The following is a 12,178-nucleotide window of genomic DNA, read 5'->3' as shown; positions in this document are numbered from 1 at the left end:
GGCTTTGGATTGTCCGCGTGTTACTTATGCGCCACGTCACCTTCGGCCAGCGCCAGGAGCCGCGGCACGCCCACCGGCTCCGCGGCTTGCATCGGCACCAGCGCAACGCGTTGCGCGTGGCGCTGGCGCACCGCTGCGATCTGTGGCCATTCCTCCGCAGCACGCCGACGCAGCACCGGGGCCTCCGTGTTCGCGGCGGCGAGGCTGTTGTTGATGACCCAGGCCCACGGCTCGATGCCCGCGCGGCGCAGATCCGCCTGCAGGTTCGCGGCTTCCAGCACGGGCGTCGTCTCGGCCAGCGTGACGATCAGCACCTTGGTCTGCTTCGGGTCCTGCAACTGCATCATCGGCGTCGTGAAGTGCGTGACGCCGCTCTTGTCCATGTGGCGCGCGATCTCGCGGTGATAGGCGCCGGTCGCGTCGAGCAGCAGCAGCGTATGGCCCGTCGGGGCGGTATCCATCACAACGAACTTGCGACCGGCGTCGCGGATGATGCGCGAGAAAGCCTGGAAGACCGCGATTTCCTCGGTGCAGGGCGAGCGCAGGTCCTCATCGAGCATCGCGCGGCCATGGGCGTCGAGGTCCTTGCCCTTGGTGTCGAGCACATGCTGACGATAGCGCTCGGTCTCGGCACTCGGATCGATGCGGCTCACGGCGAGATTTTCCAGCGAACCGTCGAGGGTTTCGGCGAGGTGCGCCGCCGGGTCGGACGTCGTCAGATGCACGGGCAGGCCGCGCTTTGCGAGTTCCACCGCAATCGCCGCGGCGAGCGTGGTCTTGCCGACGCCGCCCTTGCCCATCAGCATCACCAGCCCGTGGCCGTCGGCGGCGATACCGTCCACGAGGTTGGCGAGGGTCGGTAGCAACGGCATCCCGGCCACCTCGTTAGCGGCTGGCACTGCAGCCCGCGCCTCGGCGCTGCCCAAAAGCGCGCGCAGGGCAGCGAGTCCCACCAGATTGAAAGGCATCAGCGGCACATGGTCGGTCGGAAGGTCGCGCAGCGCCTGGGGCAGCGACTTCAGAGCCGCAGCCTCGCGGCGCAGTACTGCGCCGGCGAGCGCGTCGTCCGTCGCGCCGTCGTCGGAAAGCACGCCGTTGATCACGAGGAACTGACGCGTGAGTCCCAGCGCCGCGAGCTCCCGGTGCGTGCGCGCGACTTCTCGCAGCGTCGAGGCCTGAGCACGGGCGACCAGCACCAGACGGGTCCGTTCGGGATCGCTCAGCGCGGCGACCGCCGCCGCATACTGCTCGCGCTGCTTCTCCAGCCCGTTCAGCGGACCCAGGCAGGAAGCACCTTCGGTATTCGTTTCGAGGAAGCCCGACCATGCCCTCGGCAACTGCAGCAGACGGATCGTGTGGCCGGTCGGTGCGGTATCGAAGATCACGTGATCGAAGCCGGAGGTGAGCGATACATCCGTCAGCAGGCCGGTGAATTCATCAAAGGCCGCGATTTCGGTGGTGCACGCGCCAGAGAGCTGCTCCTCGATGCCGCGCACGATGTCGTCAGGCAACACCCCACGCACCGGGCCGACGATGCGGTCACGATACGCCTGGGCTGCCGCCTGCGGGTCGATCTCCAGCGCGGTGAGATTGGATACGGCAGTGATCGGCGTCAACGCGTTGCCGATCGCCTGCTCGAACACCTGTCCGACATTGGAAGCCGGGTCGGTGCTCACCAACAGCACCTTGCGGCCCAAGCCGGCGAGGTGGATCGCGGTCGCGCACGCGAGCGAGGTCTTGCCAACGCCGCCCTTGCCGGTGAAGAAGAGGTAACGCGGAGGCTGGTCAAGGAAGCGCATGGCCGTCTCCTGCTCAGCAGCAACGACTACCCGAACAGCACCCGCCACTTTGCGGCTTGACCTCCGTTTGGACCGCGATGCCGCTCCAGCGCGCCAGGTCGGCCCGCGTCGGATAGCGCCCGGCCAGCGCGACCTCACCGTCGACGAGCGTCAAGGGCAAGGCTTCCTGCCCCGAGCGCTCCAGAAACCCTTTGACGGTGGCGTTCTGGGCGAAGGCCATCGGCTGCTGGGCAAGATTGAAACGCTCGATCCGTGCGCCGTGCTGCTTGGCCCAGTCAACGTCTGCCGAGAAAGTGACCAGCGCCTGATCGACGTCGACACCACAGACGCCGGTGCTGCAACACAGGGCAGGGTCAAAAACCTGAATGGTTTTCATCGTGAGACTCCTTGAAAAATTCAGATGAACATCAACGCGAGGGGGCCACCGTAGCTTCGGGATCACTTGATCAGCGTACCAATCCGATCCATTTCGACCTTGAGTCGGGCACGGTCCTGTTTCAGCTCTTCCAGCGGCAGGGCCAGAAAGGCTTCGATGCGGGCGCGCAGAATGTGGTAGGCGTCCATGAACGCGGCGTCGATCTCCTCGTCCGTGCCGGTCGCGTGAGCCGGATCCTCGACACCCCAGTGGGTGCGCAATACCGGTCCAAGGTAGGCGGGGCAGGTTTCGCCCGCCGCACTGGAGCACACCGTGATGACGATGTCCGGCATAGCCGGCAGCTTGTCCCATGACTTGCTGTAGTAGCCCTCGGTCGGGAGGCCCTCACGGGCCAGCAACGCGATTGAGCGCGGATGCACATATCCGGCGGGCTTGCTCCCGGCGCTCATGGCTTTCCAGCCTGCCGGCGCGAGATGATTGAAGGTGGCCTCGCCGAGAATCGAGCGGCACGAGTTGCCAGTGCAAAGGAACAGCACGTTCATTTCTTGCAGCCTCCGTCGGCAGAACAGCTCAGGGGAGGAAGGAAGCCGTCCAGCGCCGGCACGCGGTCACGATATTCGGCGCACTCTTCCGGGTGGTCGCCGCAGCAATTCGCGGTGAGGTAGGCGATGGTGTCCAGCATCAGGGGAATGCTCGCCCGATAGCGCTGGTAGCGCCCCTCCTGCTCGACGGAGAGCAGCCCCGCCTGCACCAGCGCCTTCAGATGAAAAGACAGATTGGTCGGCGGAATGTCCAGCGCTGCGCCGATCTCGCCGGCCACGCGCCCGCCATTGCCCGCCTGCACGAGCAAACGAAAAACGTCCAACCGCACGCCGGAGGAGAGCGCCTCGAAGACGCGCAGGACCTGATCTTTTTGAATGGTCGACACAATACTTCAACGATTCAAGTTTCGTTGAAGTATTGTATTTTCGGTACCCGATTGGGTCAAGAGGTCGCGGAGTGCTGGCGGTCGAAGCGGACACGCATTGCTGCAGCTCGCTTCGCAGATCGCAGATATTGAACAGCGGGTTCGGCCAAGTTGTTGCGGTTCAAACGCAGCCGCCGGTCAGAACCAAGCCCTTGCCCGGCCTGTCTACCGGATCCGGAACGTATCGAATCGGGGCAAGACGTGGCTGATGTTGACAAGGACAAGCTCTTTGCGGGGTCCATTCCACGGTTCTACGATATGTGGCTGGTGCCGCTCATTTTCGAACCTTATGCCGCCGACTTGGTGGGGCGGTTGGACGTAACGTCCCTTTCCCGTGTGCTCGAAATCGCGGCCGGCACGGGCGTGGTGACGCGCGCACTGGCTGCCACACTGCCGGAAACCGTCGACATCGTTGCAACGGACCTGAACCAGGCGATGCTCGACCACGCTTTGGTCGTGGGCACCAAGCGGCCCGTCGACTGGCGCCATGCGGATGCCATGCGCTTACCCTTCGAAGACGACTCCTTCGATGCCGTGGTTTGCCAGTTTGGTGCCATGTTCTTTCCGGAGAAGTCCAAAGCCTTCGCCGAGGCACGTCGGGTGCTCAGGCAGGGTGGCGTCTTCATCTTCAGCGTCTGGGACCATATCGCCGAAAATGAGTTTGCGGACGTCGTAACGACTGCGCTGGCAGCCGTCTTCCCCGAAGACCCGCCACGGTTCCTCGCGCGCACGCCGCATGGCTACCACGACCGGCAGGTCATCGAGCGGGACTTGGCGAGGGCCGGATTCAGCGAACCGCCCCGATTCGACACGGTTGCTGCACGCAGTCACGCCACCTCATTCCGTCTGCCGGCGATTGCCTACTGCCAGGGAACACCTCTGAGAAACGAGATAGAAACTCGCGATGCCTCGCGTCTGGACGAAGCCACCGAGGTCGCGGCGGCAAGCATTGCCGGGCGCTTCGGGACCGGCGCCGTCGATGGAAAGATCCAGGCGCACGTTGTCATCGCCGTGAAGTGACCTCGTGTGCCTTTCCCGCGCAACACGGATGTTGTTGCGACTCGCCACATTGAACTCTTCGTGAATCTTTTGTGCGACGACCTCGGACCGGCCTGCACCGGCACGATCGGATCGAAGCCGTGCTCGTCAACGGGCCGAGGACGCCTGACATGGGTGGGAGGAGGACGACAGCGGAGACGGGGCGGTGATTGCGTCGGTCCTGCGTGGCTTGACCGGCTGACGTCTTGCTCGAAGGGCGCAGCTTGCCCGCTGCGATCTCATGCCGGATTGAAATCGCATCCTTTTGTCGTGTGCAGACAAGTGACCTTCCTGCGCCCCGCGTAACTTCGGAGTGGCTGGACGCGGATCGTGACGATCGAGCGTTGTGTGTTCCTCAACGGTCTGTGCACCGTCGTACTACCATAGGCGTAGAGCAGCGGCCCGCGAGTTCGCCGCCCCCGCCCTGGCTTTCCCCGATCCGGAACCGCTTCCTGCAACGCGACGATGAGCAAACTTCTTCCTGACAACAGTGCCCGTTACTGGTCCGGGCGGGGCGGCGATGCGCCGATCCGCTTCGGCTTCCTGCTCGTGCCCGATTTCACGCTGATCGGCTTCGGCTCAGCGGTCGATCCGCTGCGGCTCGCGAACATGGTCGCCCGGCGTACCCTCTACCAGTTCGTTACGCTGACGATGGACGGCCAGCCGGTACGTTCAAGTGCCGGCATCTGCGTGCAGCCCGACCTTGCTGCGACCGCCGCCACCGACCTGGACGGCGTGTTCGTGATCGGCCCGAACCCGATCCCGACCTCCGGCAACGAGCCGATCATCCAGTGGCTGCGCAACCTGGCGGCGAAGGGCGTGCCGCTGGGCGGGGTCGATACCGGGAGCTACTTTCTTGCCTGTGCCGGGCTGCTCGACGGCTACCGCAGCACGATCCACTGGGAAGACATGGACGCGCTGCTCGACCGTTTCCCGCGCCTCGTGGTGTCGAACAAGCTCTACGAGGTCGACCGCAACCGCTGCTCGTGCAGCGGCGGCATCGCCCCGGTGGAAATGATGTTCCACCTGATCGGTCTGGGCGGTGGCGGGCGCAAGGTCGCCTCGTCGGTCGCGGAACTCCTGATCTACGAGCTGCGCGGTCCCGACGAGCGGCAGAAGACCTCGCTGCGCGACGTGTCCGGTGCGTCGCACCCGAAGCTCGTCGAGGCGATCAAGCTGATGGAATGCAACATCGAAGAGCCGCTGTCGATGGAGGAACTCGCCGAGCATATGCAGTTCTCGGCCCGGCAGCTCGAACGCCTGTTCCGCGACACGCTCAGCTGCACACCGCGCCAGTATTACCTGCAGATCCGCCTCGAACGCGCGCGGCAACTCCTGACCCGAACGAACCGCCCCATCGCCGACATCGTGATGGCCTGCGGCTTCGTTTCCTTCGCCCACTTCTCCCACCGTTACCACACCGGTTTCGGCATCTCGCCGAGTGCGGAGCGGCGGCGCCAGACGACGGATCCCGAAAAGGCGGCGAAGGAGTCCTGATTCGCTGGCCGCCGAAGTCGTTTTCAGGAAAATCCGCGTCGTTTTCAGGAAAGGCGGCACCTCACCCGGTCCCTAGGATTTTTTGCCAACAAGCCGTTGATCGATTGATCTCTCCCTCGCGGTCGCTCTCGACCGTACGCACCCCCTCCGGCGCACTGTTGGCCGGAGGGTTTTTTTTGCGATTAGTACGTCGACATGTGGAAGTCGTTTTCACGAAATTCTCCGTCGGGGGGCGGAAATTCCGGACAGACGTCGTTCTTTAGCATGGGTTCACGTTGTCGGCGCGCAGTCACAGCGCGACGGCAAGCGTGGAGACGACAACCACTCGAGGAGTTAAGAAATGACGAATCTGGTCACCGGCATTCAGTCCATCAAGGACATGAAGGATCTGCTGCGCATCGAAAACGGCGAAAAGGTGAAGCACACCTTCTCGGAACAGGAGTTCCGTAATCGTCAGGCGAAGCTGCGCCAGTACATGGCGGCCAATGACATCGATGCGGTGCTGTTCACGTCGATGCACAACATCAATTACTACAGCGACTTCCTCTACTGCTCCTTCGGCCGCCCCTACGGCCTGGTCGTGACGCAGGACAAGGTCGTCTCGATCAGCGCCAACATCGACGGCGGCCAGCCGTGGCGTCGCACGGTGGGCGACTACAACATCGTCTACACCGACTGGCGCCGCGACAACTACTTCCGCGCGATCCAGCAGGAGATCCCAAACAAGGGCCGCGTCGGCGTCGAATACGACCACATTCCCTTCGAGCGCCTGGAAAAGCTCAAGGCCGCACTGCCCGCCGTGACCCTGACTGATATCGGCGCGCCGACGATGCGCATGCGCATGGTCAAGTCAGCCGAGGAGATCGCGTTGATCAAGCACGGCGCGCAGGTGTGCGACGTCGGCGGAGCGGCGCTCGCGGCGGCGGTGCATGAAGGCGTGCCCGAGCACGAAGTGGCGCTCGCCTCGACGCAGGCGATGGTGCGCGAGATCGCGAAGCGCTTCCCGGATTCGGAGCTGATGGATACCTGGACCTGGTTCCAGTCCGGCATCAACACCGACGGCGCGCACAACCCGGTGACGACGCGCAAGGTGCAGAAGGGCGACATCCTGTCGCTGAACTGCTTCTCGATGATCTCGGGCTACTACACGGCGCTCGAGCGCACGATGTTCTTCGACCACTGCGACGACGCTTCGCTGAAGGCGTGGGAAGTGAACGTCAAGGTGCACGAGGCCGGCCTCAAGCTCGTGAAGCCGGGCGTGCGCTGCTGCGATGTCGCCGCGCAGCTTAACGAAATCTTCGCCGAGCACGGCCTGCTGCAATACCGCACCTTCGGCTACGGTCACTCCTTCGGTGTGCTGTCGCACTACTACGGCCGTGAGGCCGGCCTCGAATTCCGCGAGGACATTGAGACGGTGCTCGAGCCGAACATGGTGGTGTCGATCGAGCCGATGATCATGCTGCCCGAAGGCATGCCCGGTGCGGGCGGCTACCGCGAGCACGACATCCTCGTCGTGACCGAGGACGGCGCCGATAACATCACCGGCTTCGCCTACGGTCCCGAGCACAACATCATCAAGCGCTAAAGCAGCATAACTCCCTCATGCGAGGCCGGCGCGCCGGCCCCGCATGAGGGAGTCCGGACGACCACCTCGGCACGGCGGCCAAAGGGGCGACACAAATCAAGGAGATAACCAGATGAAAAGTGTTCACATTTCCGAACTCGCGTGGCCCGAATACGATGCACTAGTCCGTGACGGCAATACGCCTGTACTGATTCCAGTCGGGGCGCTTGAACAGCATGGCCCGCACATGTCGATGAACCCGGACGTGCTGCTCCCGACTGCGATTTCCGAGCGCGTTGCCGACCGCATCGGCGCGCTCGTCGCACCTCCGATCGCCTACGGCTACAAGTCGCAACAGAAGAGTGGTGGCGGAAACCACATGCCGGGGACGACGAGTCTGGATGGCCTCACCGTAACCTCGACAATCCGTGATGTCCTGAAGGAACTTGCACGTCATGGCGTACGGCGGACGGTGCTCGTCAATGGCCATTACGAGAATTCAGCATTCATCGTCGAAGGGGTTGATCTGGCCCAACGCGAATTGCGCTGGGATGGCATCCGCGATTTCTCCACAGTGGTTCTCTCGTATTGGGATTTCGTCACGCAGGAGGCGATCGACGCCATCTACGAGGGCGACTTCCCGGGCTGGGCGGTTGAGCACGGCGGCGTGCTGGAAACCTCGCTGATGCTCCATCTGCATCCGCACCTGGTGGATATGGAGAAGGTCTGCGATCACGCGCCGGCGCAGTTTCCTCCGTATGACTTCTTCCCGGTCAAGCCGGAATGGACACCTGCCTCCGGTTGTCTGTCGTCGGCGAAACGTGCGAGCGCGCAGCATGGCGAGACGCTGCTGAAAGTTTGCGTCGACGGCATCAGCCGCGAATTGGCGCGCGCCTTCGACTGAACGCCGGCGACACTGCGCCACCGTTTTATATCAGGGAGGTCGACCGAAGTTCATTGTGGTCATGAATGCCGCGGGGCGGTCTCGTCCAGACTCAGCACGCGAGTTATAAGAATTATTGGAGACACAGAAAATGACTAACCATGGTAGCGATGCAGCTGACCTTGAAGAGATGCTGCAACCGATCCCCGAGCATCGGAGAACCAAATCGGTTTGGGGGCAATTTTGGATCTGGTCGGGGGCAAACGTAGCGCCCATCAACTGGATTCTGGGCGCACTCGGGATAAATCTCGGACTCTCGCTCGCAGACACGATTACGGTCCTGGTGGCCGGCAACCTGCTTGGAATGCTTGGCTTTGGCGCCTTTGTGCTGCTTGGGCAACGAACCGGCGTCACCGGAATGGTGCTTTCCCGTGCCGCCTTCGGTCGGTACGGGGCCTACCTGCCGGCCGCCATCCAAGCATCGCTGGCAGTCGGCTGGTCAGCGGTGAATACCTGGATCATTCTTGATCTGGTGATGGCACTCTTCGGCCAACTTGGCTGGGTGGATCCGACCGCAGAAAATTTCTGGTGGCGTCTGTCAACCGCAGCGACCATCATGACCACCCAAGTCGTCATTTGCTACATCGGCTATCAGGCAATTGCAGCCTTCGAAAAATGGACTGTGCCACCTACGGTGTTGGTGCTGGTGGCGATGAGCGTTGTTGCCTGGACTCAGTTCGATATTAATTGGGCCTACGCAGGACCCGAAGGCAAGGTGCTGACCGGCATGCCGCGGCTCGCAGCCATGAGTGCTGTTATGACCGCTATCGGCATTGGCTGGGGCATTGGCTGGTTCACCTATGCACCGGACTATTCGCGCTTTGTTTCGACCTCTGTGTGCAAGACGCGCCTTTATCTTGCCAGTACGCTCGGTCAATTTATCCCGGTGGTGTGGTTGGGCGTGCTGGGCGCAACCCTGGCAACGAAGAGTGGAAGCGCTGACCCCGGGGCACTGATCGTCTCCAACTTCGGGGTACTCGCGATCCCTGTGCTGGCGCTCGTCATTCACGGCCCAATTGCGACCAACATCATCAACCTTTATACATTTGGCGTGGCGGCTCAAGCCATGGATATCAAGATCTCCAGGCACAAGCTGTCGATCATGGTTGGCGTCTTCGCAATGTTGGCGGTCATGTTCTTCATGAAACAGGACAACTTCGCACACGCGCTTGATTCGTGGTTGATCTCCATCGTGGCATGGGTCGCGGCCTGGGGCGGCATTATGGCCGTGCATTGCTTCGTCTTTGAACGCAATACCAAGAATTTCGACTTCCTCTTCGAGGGGCCGGAATCCGGGCACATGCGCAAATTCAATCCGGCGGCGATGGTGGCATTCTTTGGCGGTCTGGGATGCACCTACCTTTTCATGTACGGAATCATTCCGCTGTTTCAAGGCCCCATTGCCGTGGCAATGGGTGGGGTCGATCTCTCCTGGCTCGCCGGTGGCCTAAGCTCTGCAATTCTCTACTACTTGCTGGGCCGGCGGTACGCGCTGCGTTACTCACAAGCTGCAAGGGGACATGCAGAAAGGGTACAAGCAGCAGGGCTACAAGTGGCAAGGAGCCGAGCCTGAGTTGAAATACCTTTGCTATCGGGGAATTGATGCACGCCTTCGAGTGATCCCACTGCGGTCCGCCTTTCCGGCGTAGCCGCTGAATTGAAATCGGCCCTGCCGGCGTCTGGTGATGACGCTGGCAGGGCCGATTGCCGTTTACATCGCGCTATCTCATTGTTTTCGGAATATCCGTTCGATGTCGTCAGCACGATAAGGCTTGTCGATATCAGGAAATTGGTCGGTCCCGACCATTTCCATACTTGCCTCAACGGGATTCGAAAAAGAGAGGAGGAAATCGCGCAAACCGATTCGCGTGCAGGCCAAAAAATTCTAATGAAAACGATGAATTCAGACCAAAGGAAAGCGGATGAGCAGCAAAAAGATTGGACGGAAATCTGGCACCTCCGTGATTGCCAGTTGCTGTGTTGCATTCGGGATGGCGGGCAGCCAAAGTGCCTTCGCGACGGAAAGCTGGCAGAACACAAATGTGACCGTGGGCTACACGACGCAATCCAAGTTCGACCCGGTCTTCGGCACCGGCACTGCGGACGAGAAGCTGACCACGGTGCGTCTCGAGCATTTCGGAGTCCACGAATACGGCGACAACTATTTCTTTGTCGACACGTATCACGGCAAGGAAGTCGGCACCTTCTTCGGGTTTGGCGCGGGCTCGTTCGGTGAGCAGACCAAGGACCAATACTTCGCCGTGTGGAATCCGCGTCTGAGCCTGTCAAAGATGACCGGCGCGAAGCTCTCGTTCGGCTTCATTGAGGACGTCAATCTTGCGGCGCGCCTGGAGCGCGGTTCCTATGCGAACTTCCACGCGAACAACTTCGGCGTTGCCTTCGATCTGAAGGTGCCCGGCTTCAGCTTCTTCGAAACCGATTTCTACGCGCGCAGCGCGCGCTTCACCGGCGACGAGGGAAAGACCATTCAGACCCTGTTCTGGCGCACATTCGCGATGCTGCCGTTCGAGGTCGGCGGGCTCAAGTTCACCTGGTCGCCGCTGCTGCTGGTCAACTTCAACAACCGTGATCGCGACACCACGGTCTTCGTTCAGCCCGACCTCTGGCTGAAGCTCAACAAGCACTTCGACATCGGCTACCGGCACGAGTACGCGACGTACAAGAAGACGGCCGGCGAAGGCGGCGGTACGTACTCGCGCACCACGCCGACGCTGCAGGTGCGTTGGAACTTCTGAGTTTCCTCCGGGCGGCCGTCCGAGCCGCTCGTACCAAAGGAGATCGCCATGAAAGACGAAGACAAGACCCTGCAGTCCCCAGTCCGCCGTCGGTTGCTGCAAGGTGGAAGCGCCCTGGCAGTGGGCAGCGCGTTGCCGCTGTCATTGGTTTCCGTACCGAGTAGCGCGCAAACCGCGGCCGGCCAGCCGCGCACCCTGACGATGCTGGCGTGGTACGGCCATGCCGAGCCGGACGTCGTCGCGGAGTTCGAAGCCAAGCACAACGTCAAGGTGAAGCCGAAGTACTACACCGGCGGCGACAACATGCTCGCGCTGATCTCGCAGTCGCCGGCCGGCACCTACGACCTGATCCTGTCCGATGCGGAGTACGTGCCGCAGCTGCGCAAGGCGGGCTATCTCGAGCGCCTCGATGCAAAAGACTATACGTTCGACGACTATTTCCCCGAGTTCCAGAAGTTTCCGGGGCACTGGGACGGCAACGACCTGTATGCGGTGATGGTCCGCTTCGGATTCCTGGGAGTCGCCTACAACACCGACGCGGTGCCGGAAAGCAAGGCGCGTTCGTTCAAGGTGTACTGGGATCCGGCCTACAAGGGCAAGGTCGGACATTTCGACTGGTATCTGCCGAACATGGGGGAGGTCAGCCTCTACGCCGGCCACAAGGCGCCCTACAAGCTCGAGGCGGATCAGTTCGCGAAGCTGAAAACCGTGCTGAAGTCGCTGCGTCCGCAGGTCGCGGGCTTCTTCGATTACGGCGGCACCTTCAGCGGCCTCAAAAACGGCCAACTCCACCTAGCGTGCGGCATTGGCGACTGGATCACCGGCACGCTGGCGCGCGCCGGCGCCAAAGTGAGTTCGGTGGTACCGGACGAGGGCGGTCTGCAATGGACCGAATCACTGTCGATCGGCAAGGGCACGCGCAACCGCGATCTCGCGAATGCCTTCATCCAGTACATCACGTCGGCACAGGGGCAGGTGAAGTCGGCGAAGATGGCGGCCTATCCGGCGCTGATTCCCAACCGCAAGGGCTGGGAACTGCTGGCGCAGAGCGATCCCGCGGAAGCGCGGCGGCAGGGCATGGTGCTGCAGGGGCATAGCGTGATGGACGACATCCGCTCCGGGAAGATCACCTTCCGGCAGTTGCCGGTGCAGCAGCGTATCGAGGACTGGAACGACTTCTGGTCCGAGTACAAGGAAAAAGCCTGAGCCTTGCCCTTCACCGGGCAGGCGTTTGCGTC

11 protein-coding genes are annotated in these 12,178 nt (G+C 62.1%); 7 read left to right on the top strand and 4 right to left on the bottom strand.

Annotation, left to right across the window (positions count from 1 at the left end; genetic code table 11):
• Window positions 1-20: 20 nt before the first annotated feature.
• The 4 genes from arsA to AZKH_RS23060 form a co-directional block, all read right to left on the bottom strand.
• Window positions 21-1,799 (bottom strand): arsenical pump-driving ATPase, encoded by a 1,779-nt coding sequence (arsA, locus tag AZKH_RS23075; RefSeq protein ID WP_015451705.1) that lies wholly within the window; start codon window positions 1,797-1,799, stop codon window positions 21-23.
• A 13-nt stretch (window positions 1,800-1,812) separates the two neighbouring features.
• Window positions 1,813-2,175 carry an arsenite efflux transporter metallochaperone ArsD gene (gene arsD, locus AZKH_RS23070; RefSeq protein WP_015451704.1) on the bottom strand — a complete coding sequence of 121 codons (363 nt, stop codon included), beginning with the start codon at window positions 2,173-2,175 and terminating at the stop codon, window positions 1,813-1,815.
• 62 nt (window positions 2,176-2,237) lie between these two features.
• Complete coding sequence (locus AZKH_RS23065) at window positions 2,238-2,717, bottom strand: arsenate reductase ArsC (protein WP_015451703.1); 480 nt, start codon at window positions 2,715-2,717, stop codon at window positions 2,238-2,240.
• Complete coding sequence (locus AZKH_RS23060) at window positions 2,714-3,094, bottom strand: helix-turn-helix transcriptional regulator (RefSeq protein WP_041658011.1); 381 nt, start codon at window positions 3,092-3,094, stop codon at window positions 2,714-2,716. The genes AZKH_RS23065 and AZKH_RS23060 overlap by 4 nt, the downstream gene beginning before the upstream one ends.
• Before the next feature lie 249 nt (window positions 3,095-3,343).
• On the opposite strand from AZKH_RS23060, the gene AZKH_RS23055 reads away from it, so the two are divergent.
• The 7 genes from AZKH_RS23055 to AZKH_RS23025 all read left to right on the top strand — a co-directional run bounded on the left by AZKH_RS23055 (window position 3,344) and on the right by AZKH_RS23025 (window position 12,146).
• Window positions 3,344-4,162, top strand: coding sequence for a class I SAM-dependent methyltransferase (locus AZKH_RS23055; RefSeq protein WP_015451701.1), 819 nt, complete (start codon window positions 3,344-3,346; stop codon window positions 4,160-4,162).
• Between the two features lie 483 nt (window positions 4,163-4,645).
• Window positions 4,646-5,677: a GlxA family transcriptional regulator gene (locus AZKH_RS23050; protein WP_015451700.1), complete on the top strand. Its 1,032-nt coding sequence runs from the start codon at window positions 4,646-4,648 to the stop codon at window positions 5,675-5,677.
• Between the two features lie 340 nt (window positions 5,678-6,017).
• Entirely contained in the window at window positions 6,018-7,262 is a 1,245-nt protein-coding gene (locus AZKH_RS23045) for a M24 family metallopeptidase (RefSeq protein WP_015451699.1), read from the top strand.
• Window positions 7,263-7,374: 112 nt separating this feature from the next.
• Window positions 7,375-8,145, top strand: coding sequence for a creatininase (locus AZKH_RS23040; RefSeq protein ID WP_015451698.1), 771 nt, complete (start codon window positions 7,375-7,377; stop codon window positions 8,143-8,145).
• 130 nt (window positions 8,146-8,275) lie between these two features.
• Window positions 8,276-9,757 (top strand): cytosine permease, encoded by a 1,482-nt coding sequence (locus AZKH_RS23035; protein ID WP_156822291.1) that lies wholly within the window; start codon window positions 8,276-8,278, stop codon window positions 9,755-9,757.
• A 469-nt stretch (window positions 9,758-10,226) separates the two neighbouring features.
• Window positions 10,227-10,940: a hypothetical protein gene (locus AZKH_RS23030; RefSeq protein ID WP_231874585.1), complete on the top strand. Its 714-nt coding sequence runs from the start codon at window positions 10,227-10,229 to the stop codon at window positions 10,938-10,940.
• A 48-nt stretch (window positions 10,941-10,988) separates the two neighbouring features.
• The gene (locus AZKH_RS23025; RefSeq protein WP_015451695.1) at window positions 10,989-12,146 is read left to right on the top strand and encodes a spermidine/putrescine ABC transporter substrate-binding protein; all 1,158 of its coding nucleotides are present in this window, start codon (window positions 10,989-10,991) and stop codon (window positions 12,144-12,146) included.
• The last annotated feature ends 32 nt before the right edge of the window (window positions 12,147-12,178 follow it).

Origin of the sequence: Azoarcus sp. KH32C, assembly GCF_000349945.1 — a bacterium.
Lineage (GTDB): Bacteria > Pseudomonadota > Gammaproteobacteria > Burkholderiales > Rhodocyclaceae > Aromatoleum.
The sequence above is the reverse complement of the archived record's forward strand: the minus strand, read 5'-3'. Positions and strand labels throughout refer to the sequence as shown.